A 17,666-nucleotide genomic window follows, 5' to 3' on the forward strand; every position below is an offset into this window, starting at 1 on the left:
GCCGGGCGCTCTGTTTTTGTTTCACTTGCCTCGGAATTAGCGTCAATGACGGAAAACATTCATAAACATCGCATTCTCATCCTGGACTTCGGTTCTCAGTACACTCAGCTGGTGGCGCGTCGCGTACGTGAACTGGGCGTTTACTGTGAGCTGTGGGCGTGGGATGTCACGGAAGCACAGATTCGCGAATTCAATCCAAGCGGCATCATCCTGTCCGGCGGCCCGGAAAGTACCACCGAAGAGAACAGCCCGCGCGCGCCGCAGTACGTGTTCGAAGCTGGCGTGCCGGTATTCGGCGTTTGCTACGGTATGCAGACCATGGCAATGCAGCTGGGTGGCCACGTAGAAGGCTCTAACGAGCGCGAGTTTGGCTACGCACAGGTAGAAGTCGTCACCGACAGCGCGCTGGTGCGCGGTATCGAAGACTCCCTGACCGCAGACGGCAAACCGCTGCTGGACGTGTGGATGAGCCACGGCGACAAAGTCACCGCCATCCCGTCTGACTTCGTGACCGTTGCCAGCACCGAAAGCTGCCCGTTCGCCATCATGGCGAACGAAGAAAAACGCTTCTACGGCGTGCAGTTCCACCCGGAAGTGACCCACACCCGTCAGGGTATGCGCATGCTGGAGCGCTTCGTGCGTGACATCTGCCAGTGTGAAGCCCTGTGGACCCCGGCAAAAATCATCGACGACGCCGTTGAGCGTATCCGCCAGCAGGTTGGCGATGACAAAGTGATCCTCGGCCTCTCCGGCGGCGTGGACTCCTCCGTGACCGCGATGCTGCTGCACCGCGCCATCGGCAAAAACCTGACCTGCGTCTTCGTGGACAACGGTCTGCTGCGTCTGAACGAAGCCCAGCAGGTCATGGACATGTTCGGCGACCACTTCGGTCTGAACATCGTTCACGTGGAAGGCGAGCAGCGCTTCCTGGACGCGCTGAAAGGCGAGAACGATCCGGAAGTCAAACGTAAAATCATCGGCCGCGTGTTCGTGGAAGTGTTCGACGAAGAAGCGCTCAAGCTGGAAGACGTGAAGTGGCTGGCACAGGGCACCATCTACCCTGACGTGATCGAGTCTGCGGCTTCCGCAACCGGTAAAGCACACGTCATCAAATCTCACCACAACGTGGGCGGCCTGCCGAAAGAGATGAAGATGGGTCTGGTTGAACCGCTGCGCGAGCTGTTCAAAGACGAAGTGCGTAAGATCGGTCTGGAACTGGGTCTGCCGTACGACATGCTCTACCGTCACCCGTTCCCGGGTCCGGGTCTGGGCGTGCGCGTGCTGGGCGAAGTGAAGAAAGAGTACTGCGACCTGCTGCGTCGCGCGGACGCGATCTTCATCGAAGAGCTGCACAAAGCTGACCTGTACAACAAGGTAAGCCAGGCGTTCACCGTGTTCCTGCCGGTTCGCTCCGTCGGTGTGATGGGCGATGGTCGTAAGTACGACTGGGTTGTTTCCCTGCGTGCGGTGGAAACCATCGACTTCATGACCGCGCACTGGGCGCACCTGCCGTATGACTTCTTAGGCCGCGTGTCTAACCGCATCATCAACGAAGTGAACGGTATTTCCCGCGTGGTGTATGACATCAGCGGTAAGCCACCGGCTACGATTGAGTGGGAATAATTTCCCGCTGAATTAACAACTAAACCCTCTGCCTGTGCAGGGGGTTTTTTTATTGCCTTACTTCCCCTCTCCCAACCGATACGCCAGCGCCACCACCAGCGACTGCACCAGGCACAGCGTCGCCGACTGGGAGCGAAACGCATCCACCTGAGCCTCTTTCACCACAAAGCAGAGATCGCTGAACGTCGCCAGCGGGCTTATCTGGCTGTCCGTAATCACGATCTGCCGCGCGCCGACGCTGGCGGCGGTTTCGCTGACCATCACCGTCTCTTCCGCGTACGGCGAGAAGCTGATCGACACCACGATGTCGCGCGCCTTAATGCGGCTAATCTGCTCGCGCAGCATCCCGCCCATGCCGTCGAGCAGGATAGGGCGGCACTCCAGATGGCTCAGGGCGTAGGTGAGGTAGGCCGCGACGCTAAAGGAGCGGCGCAGTCCGGCGATGTAGATGGTGTCGGCGTCGGCCAGCAGCTGTACCGCGCGCTCCAGCATTTCCGGTTCGGCGCGGGCGGCCAACTGCTGGAGCGCCTGCGCGTTCGAACGGGCAAACTCCTGCAGGATATCGAGCGGCGTTTCCGGCACGGCCTCGCTCTCCATCTCGCGGAACAGCCGGGCGCGGTCGCTGTAGCTGGCGGTCTCCTCCACCAGGTTCATGCGAAACAGCTGTTTCATTTCGTTGAAGCCGGTGAAGTCAAAGGCGTTGGCAAAGCGGATCAGCGTCGAGGGCGGCACGTCGGCGCGCTCGGCAATGACGGCAACCGTATCAAAGGCCACGCTGTTGGTGTTATCCAGCACGTAGCGGGAGACCTGCTGCAGCCTCTTGCTTAGGCTATCGTAGCGATCGCGGATTTGCTGCTGCAGTTCGTTCAGGCTGGTTGCTGTCGTCATCTTATCCCCCAAATACAGTCTTATGATTCTAAACGCAAAACCGCGTCTTTTAAATGTCGGCCATCCATCTGGCAGCAAAAATGAAACAGAAACTTCAGTCATTTCCTCGCCCGAAATCCCTTAATAGCGCACGCTGCGTCAGTGTTGTTGGCTGTTAACATAAAAATCCATCCTTGATCACAATAATCATCATTTATTTTATTTCAACTTAAAATGGAATATTTGTTTCATATATAGTGTTCAGTACACAGTGTTCAGGTAACAGTCACGTATCAACAGCGAGAGGTTAAGGATGGAGACGGTAGCGAATTTTATTCACGGCGAATGTGTCACCGGTTCAGGCCAGCGCGTTCAGGCGATCTTCAACCCGGCCACCGGCGAGCAGATCCGCCAGGTGGTGATGAGTACGGCGCAGGAAACGGAGCAGGCGATTGCCGCCGCGCAGCAGGCGTTTCCGGCGTGGGCGCGTCATGCTCCGCTGAAGCGCGCGCGCGTGATGTTCCGCTTCAAGGCGCTGCTGGAAGAGAATATGGAGCGACTGGCCCGCATCATCAGCGAAGAGCACGGCAAGGTCTTCTCCGATGCGGTGGGCGAACTGACCCGCGGCCTGGAAGTGGTGGAGTTTGCCTGTGGCATCCCACATCTGCAAAAGGGTGAACATTCTGCGAACGTCGGTACCGGCGTCGACAGCCACTCGCTGATGCAGCCGCTCGGCGTCTGCGCCGGGATCACCCCGTTTAACTTCCCGGCGATGGTGCCGATGTGGATGTTCCCGATTGCGCTGGCGACTGGCAACACCTTCGTGCTGAAGCCGTCGGAAAAAGATCCTTCCCTGGCGCTGGCGCTGGCGCAGCTGCTTAAAGAGGCCGGCCTGCCGGACGGCGTGTTCAACGTGGTGCAGGGCGATAAGGAGTCCGTTGACGTGCTCCTGACCGACCCGCGCGTGCAGGCGGTGAGCTTTGTCGGCTCCACGCCGATTGCGGAATACATTTACCAGACCGCGTCCGCCCACGGAAAGCGCTGCCAGGCGCTGGGCGGCGCGAAAAATCACTGCATCCTGATGCCGGACGCCGACATGGAGATGGCGACCAACGCCATCATGGGCGCGGCCTACGGCGCGGCGGGCGAACGCTGCATGGCGCTCTCGGTGGTGCTGGCGGTGGGGGATAAAACCGCCGATGACCTCTGCGCCCGGCTGGAGAAACAGATTGCAGCGCTGCGCGTCGGGCCCGGCCTGGACCAGTCGCCAGAAAACGAAATGGGGCCGCTCATCTCCTCCGTGCACCGCAGCAAGGTGCTGGGCTACATCGATAGCGGGGAAGCGCAGGGAGCGAAACTTCGCGTGGACGGTCGCAGCTTCAGCGTGAAGGGCCACGAGCAGGGCTACTTCGTCGGGCCGACGCTGTTCGATAACGTCACCCCGGAGATGACCATCTATAAAGAAGAGATTTTTGGCCCGGTGCTTTCTGTGGTGCGCGTAGCAGATTACGCCAGCGCGGTGGATCTGATTAACCGCCATGAATATGGTAATGGTTCGGCGATCTTCACCCGCGACGGCGGTTGCGCGCGCCGCTTCTGCGAAGAGGTGCAGGCGGGCATGGTGGGGGTCAACGTGCCGATCCCGGTGCCGATGGCGTTCCACAGCTTCGGCGGCTGGAAGCGTTCCATCTTTGGTGCGCTCAACGTTCACGGCAGCGACGGCGTGCGCTTCTACACCCGAATGAAAACTATCACCGCGCGCTGGCCGGAAATGCAGCAGGAGACAGGCGCTGCGTTCTCTATGCCAACGCTGGGCTGACAGGAGGTTTTATGCAAACCGAACGTATGACCATGGCCCAGGCGCTGGTCCGGTTCCTTAATCAACAGTACGTCAGCGTGGACGGTGACGAAACGCCCTTCGTGGAGGGCGTGGCGACCATCTTTGGGCACGGCAACGTGCTCGGTATCGGCCAGGCGCTGGAGCAGGACCCGGGCCATCTGCAGGTGATGCAGGGCTGCAACGAGCAGGGTATCGCCCATATGGCGACGGGATTCGCCAAACAGCACCGCCGTCAGCGCATTTTTGCCGTCACCTCCTCCGTCGGGCCGGGCGCCGCCAATATGGTCACGGCGGCGGCCACCGCTACGGCGAACCGCATCCCGCTGCTGCTGTTGCCGGGCGATATCTACGCCAGCCGCCAGCCGGACCCGGTGCTGCAGCAGATCGAGCAGTATCACGATCTCAGCATCAGCACCAACGACTGCTTCCGTCCGGTCTCCCGCTACTGGGACCGCATCAACCGCCCCGAGCAACTGATGAGCGCGATGCTAAGCGCGATGCGAACGCTCACTGACCCCGCCAATACCGGCGCGGTGACCATCTGCCTGCCGCAGGACGTGCAGGGAGAGGCCTGGGACTACCCGCTGAGCTTCTTCGCGCGTCGCGTGCACCACATCGAACGCCGTCCGCCCGATCCGCAGCGTCTGGCGCAGGCGCGGGCGCTGATCGCCCGAAAGCGTCGTCCGCTGGTGGTGTGCGGCGGCGGCGTGCGCTATTCCGGCGCGCATGAGGCGTTTCGCGAATTTGTCGAGACGCTGCGGCTGCCGTTTGCTGAAACCCAGGCCGGAAAGGGGGCGCTGGTAAGTGACCACCCACTTAACCTGGGCGGCGTAGGAGTGACGGGGGGAATGGCCGCCAACCAGCTCGCGCCGCAGGCCGATTTAGTGATTGGTATCGGCACGCGCCTCACTGATTTTACCACCGGCTCGAAGGCGCTCTTTTCCCACCCGGACGTTGAGTTTCTGCTGCTGAACGTGGCCGAGTTTGACGCCCTGAAGCTGGACGCCACCGCGCTGATTGCCGATGCCCAAACCGGGCTCCAGGCCTTGACCCACGCGCTCGGGGATTACCGCAGCGGCTGGGGAGAGGCGATCGCTCAGGCGAAGTCCGCGTGGCGCGACGAGTGCCGCCGCCTGTGGGACCGCCAGTGGCGTCCTGACGACGCGCCCGAAGTGGCGGGGCACCTGGATGCGCAGCTGGCGGAATACGGCGAGGCGCTCAACACCCGGCTGACCCAGACGCGGGTGCTGGGGCTGATCAACCAGCATGTTGAAGATAACGCCATCGTGGTGGGCGCGGCCGGTTCGCTGCCGGGGGATTTACAGCGCCTCTGGCAGGTCAAAATGCCGGACAGCTATCACCTGGAGTACGGCTACTCCTGCATGGGCTACGAGATTGCGGCGGCCATCGGCGCGAAGCTCGCCAGACCCGAGCAGCCGGTGTACGCCATGGTGGGGGATGGCTCCTACATGATGCTGCACTCCGAGCTGCAAACCGCCGTTCAGGAGGGCATTAAGGTCACCGTTCTGCTGTTTGATAACGCCAGCTTCGGCTGCATTAATAACCTGCAGATGGGGCACGGCATGGGCAGCTTTGGCACCGAAAACCGCCACCGCAACCCGGAAACCGGGCGTCTCGACGGGCCGCTGGTGAAGGTCGACTTTGCGCAAAACGCGGAAAGCTACGGCTGCCGCGCGTGGCGGGTGAACGATGAGCAAAGCCTGCTGGCGGCGCTGGAGGCGTCGCGGGCGCATCCGGGCCCGACGCTGCTGGACATCAAGGTATTGCCGAAGACCATGACTCACGACTACGCCTCCTGGTGGCGAACCGGTGATGCGCAGGTGGCGGCGTCGTCTGCCGTGCGCGAAGCCGCTGAGCAAACGCAGGCGCAGGTGAAAAAAGCCCGCCAGTATTGAGTTTTCCTGCCGTAACGAAATTTTCATTTCATTTTTGTTTTTCCCCTCACCCCAGCCCTCTCCCCAAAGGGGAGAGGGAGAAAAGACCGCACCGTACCGTCCCCTCTCCCCTTTGCGGAGAGGGTTAGGGTGAGGGGCATACCTTCCGGAATGTTGTGAGATTGATAACAAAATTTATCTCATTCATCTCAAAAGTGTTAACCCGCACTCAAAAACATAATTTTCACTATTTATAAAAATGAAATAAATGTTTTATTTATAGAGTCGTTAGTTCACAGCATTCACCAACACCGGGAGCCGTTATGTTTAACATTGCTTTACTGGGCGCTGGCCGAATCGGCCAGGTACATGCAGCTAACATCGCCAGCCACGGCGCGACCACGCTCTGGTCCGTGGTTGACCCGAATCAGGAATTTGCCACCCGTCTCGCCGCGCAGTATCAGGCCCGTCAGCAGAGCCTGAACGAGGCGATGACCGACCCTAACGTTCACGCCGTGCTGATCGCCTCCGCCACCGATACTCACGCGGATCTGATTGAAATGGCCGCCCGCCACGGCAAGGCCATCTTCTGCGAAAAGCCGGTACACCTTGACCTCGCCCGCGTGCGCGACTGCCTGAAGGTGGTCAAAGAGTACGACGTGCCGCTGTTCATCGGCTTTAACCGCCGCTTTGACCCGCAGTTTCGCCGCGTGAAAACCGACGCGCAGGCCGGGCGCATCGGCAAACCAGAATCGCTGCTCATCATCTCCCGCGATCCGTCTCCGCCGCCTGCGGAGTATGTGCGCGTCTCCGGCGGCATGTTCCGCGATATGACCATTCATGACTTTGACATGGCCCGCTTCATCATGGGCGAAGAGCCGGTGTCGGTGTATGCCCAGGGCAGCAACCTGGTGGATCCGGCGATTGGCGAGGCGGGGGATATCGATACCGCGTTTATCGTTCTGAAATATGCCTCCGGCGCGATGGTGACCATCGTCAACAGCCGCCGTTCATCTTACGGCTACGACCAGCGCCTGGAGCTGCACGGCTCCGAAGGGCTGCTGTGCGCGGGCAACATTCTTGAAAACCAGGTGCAGCACTACGGCAAACAGGGCTGCACCAGCGCACTGCCGGAACACTTCTTCCTGCAGCGCTACAAATCCGCTTACGCCGCGGAATGGGAACACTTTGTTGCGGTCCTGCGCGGCGAAGCGGTGCCTGACTGCAGCGGCGATGATGGTGAACGTGCGCTGTACCTTGCGGATAAAGCGCTGGAATCACTGCGCAGCCAGCGCGAGATCGTCCTCTAAACACAACAACCCTACACAGAGAGACATAATAATGAAAAAACTGATCGTAGCCGCCCTCATCGCCATGACGTCCGGGGCCGCCCTCGCCGAAAACGAGCAAATCGTTTTCAGTACGCCAAACCTGGCCATGCCGTTTGAAGTTCACATGCAGCGCACGGCGGTGAAAGCCGCAAAAGAGATGGGCGTGAAGCTTCAGGTGCTGGACGGGCAGGGTAGCTCGCCGAAGCAGGTAGCTGACCTGGAAAACGCCATCACCCGTGGGGCGCAGGGATTTATCGTCTCCCCGAACGACGTGAACGCGGTCTCCAGCGCGGTGGATGAGATTCAGGATGCGAAGCTGCCGATCGTCACCCTTGACCGCTCCGTCGACAGCCAGAAGAAAGTGCCGCACTTCGGCGCCAACAACTACAAGGGCGGCCAGGCGGTTGGCGACTTCGTTAAAACCAAATTCCCCGACGGCGCTGACATCATTCTCCTCACCGGCCAGCCGGGCTCCTCTTCCAATATTGAGCGCACCAAAGGGATCCGCGACAGCCTGAAGGCGGGCGGGGATAAGTACAAGATCGTCGCCGATCAGACCGGCAACTGGATGCGTTCTGAAGGAATGCGCATCGTTGAAAGCGTTCTGCCTTCGCTGCCGAAACGTCCGCAGGTGATCCTCTCCGCCAACGACGATATGGCGCTGGGCGCGATTGAAGCGCTGCAGAGCCAGGGCGTGAAGCCGGGCGAAATCCTCGTGACCGGGTTTGATGCGGTGCCGGAAGCGCTGGCCCGCGTGCGCGACGGCTGGCTGGCGGTAACGGCGGATCAGCGTCCGGGCTTTGCGGTACAGACGGCGATGAGCCAACTGGTGGCCAACGTGCGCGAGAAGAAAGCCATCACCGGGGCCGACTACCCGCCGACGCTGATCACCAAAGAGAACCTGCAGCAGGCTGAGCGTATCGGTGAGGCCGGTAACTAATATGTCCCGAGCCGCCTCTGGCGGCTCATCATGAGGAGGAGCAGACTGATGTCGCAACCCTTACTGAAAGTGACCGACCTGGCAAAAAGCTTTTCCGGCGTCTGGGCGCTGAGCAGCGCTCAGCTGACCGTTGGCAGCGGCGAAATTCACGCCCTGCTGGGGGAAAACGGGGCGGGAAAATCCACGCTGCTGAAGGCGCTCGCGGGCGCGCAGCCGCAAACGCGCGGGGATATCTGGTTCAACGGCGCAACGCTGCCGGTGGACGACTCCCCGGTGGAACGCCAGAACAAGGGCATTATCACCATCTATCAGGAATTCAACCTGCTGCCCAACATGACCGTCGCGGAAAACATGTTTCTCGGGCGCGAGCCGCGCAGGCGTAACCTGATCGTCGACGAAAGGGCGGTTAACCAGGAGGCGCAGGTCATTCTCGATTACCTCCAGCTGAACGTTGCGCCGACCACGCCTGTCGCCCGCCTGAGCGTCGCCCAGCAGCAGATGGTGGAGATCGCCCGGGCGCTGACCCTCAACGCCCGGTTAATCATTATGGACGAACCTTCCGCCGCGCTGAGCGACAGCGAGGTGGAAAGCCTGCACCGCGTGGTTCGGGAGCTTAAAAACCGCGGCGTGAGCATTATTTACGTTACCCACCGTCTGCACGAAGTTTTCCAGCTCTGCGATCGCTTCACCGTTTTCCAGGACGGCCGCTTTACCGGCACCGGCGCGGTGGCGGAGACCAACGTCGAACAGCTGATCCGCCTGATGGTCGGGCGCGACGTAGCCTTTAACCGTCGCCCCGCCAGCGAAACCCATCATGAAGACAAACCCGTCCGCCTGGCGGTGAAGGGGCTGAGCCGCGAAAAGCCGCCGCTGGATCCGCACGGCATCGCCCTGCACGACATCAGCTTCCACGTCCACGCCGGGGAAGTCTTAGGCATTGCCGGGCTGGTGGGCGCGGGACGTACCGAAGTGGCCCGCTGCCTGTTTGGCGCAGACGCCTTTACCTCCGGGAGCTTTGAGCTGGACGGCGTGCCGTACCAGCCGCGCGACCCGCTGTATGCCCTCGACCAGGGCGTGGCGCTGGTGCCGGAAGACCGCAAAAAAGAGGGGGCGGTGCTGGGGCTGTCGATTCGCGACAACCTGTCGCTCTCCTGTCTCTCCTCGCTGCTGCAGTGGCGCTGGTTCGTGAACACCCGCAAAGAGGACGATCTGATTGAGTCCTACCGCAAGGCGCTGCAGATCAAAATGGTCAACAGCGCGCAGGAGGTGCGCAAGCTCTCCGGCGGCAACCAGCAAAAGGTGATCCTCGCGCGCTGCATGGCGCTCAACCCGCGGGTGCTGATCGTCGATGAGCCGACGCGCGGCATCGACGTGGGGACCAAATCGGAAGTGCACCAGGTGCTGTTTGACATGGCGAAAAAGGGCGTGGCGGTGATCGTGATCTCCTCCGATCTGCCTGAAGTGATGGCGGTGTCCGACCGGATCATCACCCTCAGCGAAGGCCGGGTAACCGGCGAGATCCACGGCGACGACGCTAACGAAGAACGGCTGATGACGATGATGGCCATCAACCACAACGCCCTGAACGCGGCATAACGGAGTTTCTCATGACGCAGATGATTTCTAAAACGCAGGCCCCGGTAAAACGCGCCGGACGCATCGATCCCATCGCCTTCTTCGAGCGCTTCGGGGTGCTGATTTTCATGATCCTGCTGCTGATCTTCTTCCAGTCGCAGAACAGCAACTTTTTCTCTGAACGCAATATTTTCAACATCCTGACCGAAGTGTCCATCTACGGGATCATGGCCGTGGGGATGACCTTCGTCATTCTGACCGCCGGGATCGACCTCTCCGTGGGCTCCATTCTGGCGGTGTGCGCCATGACCGCGGCGTACGTCATTAAGGGCGACAACTTCACCACCGTCGACCCGAACGCCTGGGGCGGCATGAGCTGGCTGATTGGGCTGGGGATTTGTCTGGCCATGGGCACGGCGATTGGCTTCCTGCACGGCCTGGGCGTCACCCGCCTGCGCCTGCCGCCGTTCATCGTCACCCTCGGCGGGATGACCATCTGGCGCGGCCTGACGCTGGTGATTAACGACGGTGCGCCGATTGCCGGTTTCGACCTTGGCTACCGCTGGTGGGGACGCGGGGAGCTGCTCGGCATCTCTATTCCTATCTGGATCTTCGCCATCGTCGCCGTCGGCGGCTATCTGGCGCTGCATAAAACCCGCTGGGGCCGCTTTGTCTACGCCATCGGCGGCAACCCGGAGGCGGCGCGGCTGGCGGGGGTCAACGTGAAGCGCGTGCTGGTCAGCGTCTACGTGCTGATCGGCTGTCTCGCGGGGCTGGCGGGCTTCATCCTGAGCGCACGTCTGGGAAGCGCCGAGGCGGTGGCCGGGATCTCCTTTGAGCTGCGCGTCATCGCCTCGGTGGTGATCGGCGGCACCTCGCTGATGGGCGGCTACGGGCGCATCGGCGGCACCATTATCGGCTCCATCATCATGGGCATTCTGATTAACGGCCTGGTGCTGATGAACGTCTCGGCCTACTACCAGCAGATTATCACCGGATTAATTATCGTTCTGGCGGTGGCATTCGATACCTATGCCAAAAGCCGTCGCGGCGCACTGTGAGGATCACGATGAAAGAGGTTCGTATTGGATTAATTGGCACCGGGTATATCGGCAAGGCGCACGCTATCGCCTATGCCCAGGCCCCGACGGTCTTCAACCTGCGCGGCAGGCTGGTGCGCGAGATGGTGGCGGAAGTCACGCCGGAGCTGGCGGCAGCGCGCGCGCAGGCGTTTGGCTTCAACCGCTCCACCGGGGACTGGCGGGCGCTGGTGGCCGACCCGGCCATTGACGTGGTGGATATTTGTTCCCCCAACCATCTGCATAAGGAGATGGCGCTGGAGGCGATCCGCCACGGCAAGCATGTGTACTCGGAAAAGCCGCTGGCGCTGAACGCCCACGACGCGCGTGAAATGGTTGAGGCTGCACAGCGGGCAGGAGTGAAAACGCTGGTGGGGTTCAACTACATGAAGAACCCGACGGCGCAGCTGGCGAAGGAGATTATCGCGCGAGGCGAGATTGGCGAGGTGATCCACTTCTACGGCACCCACAACGAAGACTATATGGCCGACCCGCTCTCGCCCATTCACTGGCACTGCTTCAAAGAGACCGCCGGGCTGGGGGCGCTGGGCGACCTCGCGGCGCATATCGTCAACATGGCCCAGTACCTGGTCGGGGATATCGAGCAGGTCTGCGGCGATCTGAAGATCGTGGTCCCGGCGCGACCGGCGAAGGCCGGATCGTCTGAGATGATTGCCGTTGAAAACGAGGATCAGGCCCACGCGATGGTGCGTTTCGCGGGCGGGGCGCAGGGCGTGATTGAAACCTCCCGCGTTGCCTGCGGACGCAAGATGGGGCTGTCGTACGTCATCACCGGAACGAAAGGCGCCATCAGCTTCACCCAGGAGCGCATGGCGGAGCTGAAGCTCTATCTGCATGACGATCCGGTGAACCGCCAGGGGTTCCGCACGCTGCTCGTCGGCCCGGCGCACCCGGACTACGCCGCGTTCTGCATGGGCGCGGGACACGGGATTGGCTTTAACGATCAAAAAACGGTGGAGGTGCGCGACCTGGTGGACGGGATTGCCGCCGACGCGCCGATGTGGCCGGACTTCGAAGAGGGCTGGAAGGTGTCGCGCGTGCTGGACGCGATTGCGCTCTCGCACCGGGAAGGCCGCTGGCTGAACGTGAACGACATTGTCTGATGAGGTATCAACGTGGAAAAGCAGTTTGATGTGATATGCATGGGCCGCGTGGCGGTAGACCTCTACAGTCAGCAGATTGGTGCCCGTCTGGAGGACGCGTCGAGCTTCGCCAAATATCTCGGCGGGTCGTCGGGCAACGTGGCATACGGCACCGCGCGTCAGGGTTTACGCTCGTCGATGCTGGCGCGCGTCGGCGATGAACATATGGGCCGCTTCCTGCGGGAAGAGCTCAACCAGGTGGGCTGCGATACCAGCCATCTGATTACCGATAAACAACGCCTTACGGCGCTGGTGCTCCTCGGCATTAAAGACCGGGACACCTTTCCACTGATTTTTTATCGCGATAACTGCGCGGATATGGCGATTACCGCCAGCGATGTGGACGAAAGCTACATTGCCTCCGCACGTTGTCTTGCCATCACCGGGACTCACCTTTCTCATCCGCAGACCCGCGAGGCGGTGCTGACGGCGCTGGGCTATGCCCGCCGTCACGGCGTGCGCACGGTGCTGGACATCGACTATCGTCCGGTGCTGTGGGGGCTCACCGCCTTAGGCGACGGCGAAACGCGTTTTATCGCCGCCGAGAAGGTCACCCGCGAGCTGCAGGAGGTGCTGCACCTCTTCGACGTCATTGTCGGCACCGAAGAGGAGTTTCACATTGCGGGCGGCAGCACGGATACCCTACAGGCGCTGGGACAGGTGCGTGCCGTCAGTGACGCAGCGCTGGTCTGCAAGCGCGGCGCGCTCGGCTGCTCGGTCTATACCGACGCCATTCCGCCCCGGCTGGACGAAGGCCTGACGGTGACCGGCGTGCGCGTGGAGGTGCTGAACGTCCTCGGGGCGGGGGATGCGTTTATGTCCGGCCTGCTGCGCGGCTACCTGAACGACGAAGGCTGGGAGCAGGCGTGCCGGTACGCCAACGCCTGCGGCGCGCTGGTGGTTTCGCGCCACGGCTGCGCCCCGGCGATGCCGAGCAAAATCGAGCTGGATGACTATCTTTCCCGCGCCGCGAACGTGCCGCGCCCGGATCTCGACCCGCGTCTTAACCATCTCCATCGGGTGACCACCCGCCGCCGCGAATGGCCGGAGCTGTGCGTGATGGCTTTCGACCACCGCAGCCAGCTTGAGGATATGGCGATGCAGTGCGGCGCGTCGCTTAAGCGCATTCCGGCGCTGAAGCAGCTGATCCTGCAGGCCAGCCGCGAGGCGGCGAGCCGCGCCGGGCTGGAGGGCAAAGCCGGTCTTCTGTGCGACGGCACCTTTGGTCAGGACGCGCTGAACGCCATCACCGGGGAAGGATGGTGGATTGGTCGTCCCATCGAGCTGCCGGGCTCCCGGCCGCTGGAGATGGAGCACGGCAACATCGGCACCCAGCTTATCAGCTGGCCGCAGGAGCACGTGGTGAAGTGCCTGGTCTTTTTCCACCCGGAAGATGCCCACGGCCTGCGCCTGGAGCAGGAGCAGAAAATCGCCGAGGTGTACCACGCCTGCTGCCGGTCCGGGCACGAGCTGCTGCTTGAGGTGATCCTGCCTGCGACCATGCCGCGCAGCGACGAGCTCTACCTGCGCGCCATCTCCCGCTTCTACAACCTCGGCATTTACCCGGACTGGTGGAAGCTGCCGCCGCTCTCCGCCGACGGCTGGACGGCGCTGAGCGAGATTATCGAACGCCGGGACCCGCACTGCCGCGGGGTGGTGATCCTCGGCCTGGACGCTCCGGCGGAACAGCTGCGCGCCGACTTCAAAGCCGCAGCGGGGCAGACGGTAGTGAAAGGCTTCGCCGTGGGGCGCACGCTGTTTGGCGATGCCTCCCGCGCGTGGCTGAAGCACGATATTGACGATGCGCAGCTGGTGGCGCGCATCCGGGACAACTACCTGCAGCTTATCGCCTGGTGGCGCGAGCGCGGACACGCATAATGGAGACGACAATGAGTGTGCAATTAGGCATTAACCCGCTGACGTGGACGAACGACGATCTGCCTTCTCTCGGCGCGGAAACCTCGCTGGAAACCTGTCTGAGCGAAGGGAAAGTGGCCGGTTTTGCCGGCTTCGAACTGGGCAATAAATTCCCGCGCGAAGCGCGCCTGCTTGGCCCCATCCTGCAGCGTCACGACCTGCAGCTGGTCTCAGGCTGGTACTCCGGCCGCCTGCTGGAGCGCAGCGTGGAGGAGGAGATCGCCGCCGTGCAGCCGCACCTGACGCTGCTGCGCGAGCTGGGGGCGAAGGTGCTGGTGTTTGCGGAAGTGAGCGGCTGCATTCACGGCAAGCAGCAGACCCCGGTGCATCTGCGCCCGCGCTTCCCGCAGGAACGCTGGAAGGAGTACGGCGAGAAGCTCACCGAATTTGCCCGCTATACGCAGCAGCAGGGCGTGCAGATTGCCTACCATCACCATATGGGCACGGTGATTGAGTCTGCCGAGGACGTGGACAACCTGATGACTCACACCGGGGAGGCGGTCGGACTGCTGCTGGATACCGGCCATCTGACCTTTGCCGGGGCCGATCCGCTGGCGGTGGCGCAGCGCTGGGCGTCGCGCATCAATCACGTTCACTGCAAAGACGTGCGCGCCGACGTGCTGGCGGACGTCAAAAACCGCAAAACCAGCTTCCTCGATGCGGTGCTGAGCGGCGTGTTTACCGTGCCGGGCGACGGCTGCGTCGATTACCCGCTGATTATGCGGCTGCTGAAGGCGCAGGATTATCACGGCTGGCTGGTGGTCGAGGCCGAGCAGGATCCGGCGATTGCCCATCCGCTGACCTACGCCCGTCTGGGGTATAACAACCTGAGCCGCCTGGCGCGCGACGCCGGACTGATTTGAGGAGGGAACATGTCACGTCTGTTATCACGCTGGCAACAGCCGAACGCGGAGGGGCGCACCCAGTGTGTTACACCGGAAAGCGCGGGGTGGGGCTACGTCGGCTTTGAGGCGTATGAGCTACAGGAGGGGCAGACGCTGACGCTGCCCGCCGTTAGCGAAGAGCGCTGCCTGGTGCTGGTCGCCGGGCGGGCCTCTATCAGCACGCCTTCCGCGCAGTTTAACGATATCGGCGAGCGGATGAGCCCCTTCGAGCGCATTAAGCCGTGGGCGGTGTACGTCACCCCGCAGGAGACGGTGCAGGTGAAGGCGCTGACGACGCTGGAGCTGGCGGTCTGCGCCGCGCCGGGCAAAGGCACGTATCCGACGCGGCTGATTGCCCCGCAGGATATCGACGGTGAAGCGCGCGGCAAAGGTCACAACCAGCGCTACGTGCATAACATTTTGCCGGAAGACAGGCCCGCCGACAGCCTGCTGGTGGTGGAGGTGTGGACCAGTGAGGGCTGCACCAGCTCGTACCCGAGCCACAAGCACGACACGGATAACCCGCCGCAGGAGACCTATCTGGAGGAGACCTACTACCATCGCCTCAACCCGGAGCAGGGGTTCTGCATGCAGCGCGTCTACACCGACGACAGAGCGCTGGATGAGTGTATGGCGGTCTATAACCGAGACGTGGTGATGGTGCCGAAGGGCTACCACCCGGTGGCGACGATGGCCGGGTATGACAGCTACTACCTCAACGTGATGGCCGGCCCGGTGCGCAAATGGATGTTCACCTGGGAAGAGGACCACGCGTGGATTAATCGGGATTATCCTGCGGACAGCGGTGGCTAGCGCGGGTTAGCCACCAGAACACCAGCGCCAGCAGGCTGACCGAGGCGCCAAGCAGGCAGACGCCCGGCCAGCCGGCACAGGCATACGTCATCGTTGTGCCGAGCGCGCCGAGCCCGCTGCCGACGGCATAAAACAGCATGTAAAGCCCGACCAGCCGGCTGTGCGCCTCGGGACGGGTGCGGAAAATCATGCTCTGATTAGTGACGTGCAGCGCCTGACCGCCCAAGTCGAGCAGTATGATGCCGATAAGCAAGATCCCGAGTGAACGGTCCATCAGCGACAAGGGCCACCAGGCTAACAGTAAGATACTCAGCGCCGCCGCGCTGGTGCGTTGGGCATATCCCCGATCGGCCCAGCGTCCTGCCCGGCCAGCAGCCAGCGCGCCCACCGCGCCAGCCAGTCCAAACGCGCCAATCGCTGTATGCGAAAAGTTAAACGGCGGTGCGCTCAGCGGCAGCACCAGCGCGCTCCAGAAAATGTTGAACGATGCAAACATCAGCAGCGCCAGCACGCCGCGTATCTGCAGCACTTTTTCCTGCCGCAGCAGCGTGAGCATTGAGCCAATCAACCGCGGATAGCTCATCGTGGCAGTGACGGCTGGCAGGGCGGGGAGTCGCCACCACAGAGGTAACGCAATCATGAGCATCAGCGCGGCAGCACAAAGATAGACCCCGCGCCAGCCCGCGATATCGCTGATGCCACCGGCAAAGACGCGAGCGAGCAGCAAACCTGTGAACACGCCGCCCTGTGCCGCGCCGACAACGCGTCCCTGTTCATGGGGCGACGCGGCGCTGGCGGCGTAGGCGATCAGCCCCTGCGTCATGGCCGTGCCCAACATACCTGTCGCAAGCATACCGATAAGCAGCGCTGAAGAGGACTGTGCCATGCTGACGGAAACCAGCGCCACCACCAGAGCAATCAGCTGTACTGCCATGAGTCGTCGACGATCCACTTTGTCACCCAGAGGAACGACGAGCAAAAGAGCCAGCGCGCAGCCAATTTGTGTCGCGGTCACCACGCCCCCCACGGCCGCATGGCTGATGCCGAAATCGTTCGCCAGCGCGTCAAGCAAAGGCTGGGCGTAATAGACGTTTGCCACGCTTAGGCCGCTGGCGGTGGCGAACAGCCAGACCATGCTGCGCGGCATGTCGGCTGAAGGAAGGGCTGACGTCAGTGACATATTCAAAATCCTCGCCTGTGATAACCTGGTTTTAAAATGAAACTGGTTGAATGCTAGGCTATGCAGTTTTAAAATGCAACCAGTTATAGGGTGGCCTTTGCGAGGAAAACAGGTGATGTCCCGAAATACGGTAAAAGAGGAATATTGTCCCGTTGCCCGCAGCGTTGACCTGCTCGGGGATCGCTGGTCGCTTCTTATTGTGCGTAATGCGTTTGACGGCATGACGCGCTTCGGGGATTTTCAGCGCAGCCTTGGGGTGGCGCGCAACATCCTTTCTGACCGGCTTCGCAAGCTGGTTGAGGCAGAAATCCTGACGTTACAGGGAGCATCGGACGGCACGGCTTATCAGGAATATGTTCTGACCGACAAAGGCGAACGTCTTTTCCCGGTGATCGTGGCGCTGCGTCAGTGGGGAGAGCAAAATCTGTTTTCACAGGGCGAGCGTCACTCGCTGCTGGTCGACAGGCGGACGGGCAGGCCGGTTCCCTTTATGGCGCCAGCAGCGCATGACGGCACTGCGCTGCTGCCGGTGGATACGGAAGTGCAGAAGATCGAATGA

14 protein-coding genes are annotated in these 17,666 nt (G+C 61.8%); 12 read left to right on the forward strand and 2 right to left on the reverse strand.

The features are described from left to right. The first annotated feature begins 45 nt into the window (after positions 1-45). Positions 46-1,623, forward strand: coding sequence for a glutamine-hydrolyzing GMP synthase (guaA, locus tag SPH27_RS13035; protein WP_182071369.1), 1,578 nt, complete (start codon positions 46-48; stop codon positions 1,621-1,623). Positions 1,624-1,680: 57 nt separating this feature from the next. Here the strand turns inward: guaA and SPH27_RS13040 are convergent, their stop codons facing one another. After that, the gene (locus tag SPH27_RS13040) at positions 1,681-2,511 is read right to left on the reverse strand and encodes a MurR/RpiR family transcriptional regulator (RefSeq protein WP_008502123.1); all 831 of its coding nucleotides are present in this window, start codon (positions 2,509-2,511) and stop codon (positions 1,681-1,683) included. A 292-nt stretch (positions 2,512-2,803) separates the two neighbouring features. Between SPH27_RS13040 and SPH27_RS13045 the strand changes: the two genes are divergently transcribed. From SPH27_RS13045 to iolB, 10 genes are all read left to right on the forward strand, one after another. Continuing rightward, on the forward strand, positions 2,804-4,309 hold the full coding sequence (locus tag SPH27_RS13045; RefSeq protein ID WP_182071368.1) for a CoA-acylating methylmalonate-semialdehyde dehydrogenase: 1,506 nt from the start codon (positions 2,804-2,806) through the stop codon (positions 4,307-4,309). Positions 4,310-4,320: 11 nt separating this feature from the next. Continuing rightward, the gene (gene iolD, locus SPH27_RS13050) at positions 4,321-6,246 is read left to right on the forward strand and encodes a 3D-(3,5/4)-trihydroxycyclohexane-1,2-dione acylhydrolase (decyclizing) (protein ID WP_182071367.1); all 1,926 of its coding nucleotides are present in this window, start codon (positions 4,321-4,323) and stop codon (positions 6,244-6,246) included. Between the two features lie 302 nt (positions 6,247-6,548). Further along, positions 6,549-7,535 carry an inositol 2-dehydrogenase gene (gene iolG / locus SPH27_RS13055; protein ID WP_182071366.1) on the forward strand — a complete coding sequence of 329 codons (987 nt, stop codon included), beginning with the start codon at positions 6,549-6,551 and terminating at the stop codon, positions 7,533-7,535. Positions 7,536-7,566: 31 nt separating this feature from the next. Further along, positions 7,567-8,496, forward strand: coding sequence for a substrate-binding domain-containing protein (locus SPH27_RS13060; RefSeq protein WP_033146190.1), 930 nt, complete (start codon positions 7,567-7,569; stop codon positions 8,494-8,496). Between the two features lie 48 nt (positions 8,497-8,544). Beyond that, entirely contained in the window at positions 8,545-10,092 is a 1,548-nt protein-coding gene (locus SPH27_RS13065; protein WP_207167716.1) for a sugar ABC transporter ATP-binding protein, read from the forward strand. A gap of 11 nt (positions 10,093-10,103) precedes the next feature. Continuing rightward, a complete protein-coding gene (locus SPH27_RS13070; protein WP_182071364.1) occupies positions 10,104-11,132 on the forward strand; it encodes an ABC transporter permease in 1,029 nt (342 codons plus the stop codon). A gap of 8 nt (positions 11,133-11,140) precedes the next feature. Then, positions 11,141-12,274, forward strand: coding sequence for a Gfo/Idh/MocA family protein (locus SPH27_RS13075; RefSeq protein ID WP_047060731.1), 1,134 nt, complete (start codon positions 11,141-11,143; stop codon positions 12,272-12,274). 12 nt (positions 12,275-12,286) lie between these two features. After that, positions 12,287-14,191: a bifunctional 5-dehydro-2-deoxygluconokinase/5-dehydro-2-deoxyphosphogluconate aldolase gene (locus SPH27_RS13080; protein ID WP_182071363.1), complete on the forward strand. Its 1,905-nt coding sequence runs from the start codon at positions 12,287-12,289 to the stop codon at positions 14,189-14,191. An 11-nt stretch (positions 14,192-14,202) separates the two neighbouring features. Beyond that, positions 14,203-15,093 (forward strand): myo-inosose-2 dehydratase, encoded by an 891-nt coding sequence (gene iolE, locus SPH27_RS13085; protein WP_182071362.1) that lies wholly within the window; start codon positions 14,203-14,205, stop codon positions 15,091-15,093. A gap of 9 nt (positions 15,094-15,102) precedes the next feature. Then, positions 15,103-15,927 carry a 5-deoxy-glucuronate isomerase gene (iolB, locus tag SPH27_RS13090; RefSeq protein WP_182071361.1) on the forward strand — a complete coding sequence of 275 codons (825 nt, stop codon included), beginning with the start codon at positions 15,103-15,105 and terminating at the stop codon, positions 15,925-15,927. Here the strand turns inward: iolB and SPH27_RS13095 are convergent. Beyond that, complete coding sequence (locus SPH27_RS13095) at positions 15,893-17,107, reverse strand: MFS transporter (protein WP_233476960.1); 1,215 nt, start codon at positions 17,105-17,107, stop codon at positions 15,893-15,895. The genes iolB and SPH27_RS13095 overlap by 35 nt on opposite strands. A gap of 115 nt (positions 17,108-17,222) precedes the next feature. Here SPH27_RS13095 and SPH27_RS13100 point away from each other — a divergent pair, with 115 nt between their 5' ends. Further along, positions 17,223-17,666, forward strand: coding sequence for a winged helix-turn-helix transcriptional regulator (locus tag SPH27_RS13100; RefSeq protein ID WP_182071360.1), 444 nt, complete (start codon positions 17,223-17,225; stop codon positions 17,664-17,666).

The organism is Enterobacter sp. A103 (assembly GCF_034427535.1).
GTDB classification, from domain to species: Bacteria; Pseudomonadota; Gammaproteobacteria; order Enterobacterales; family Enterobacteriaceae; genus Enterobacter; species Enterobacter asburiae_B.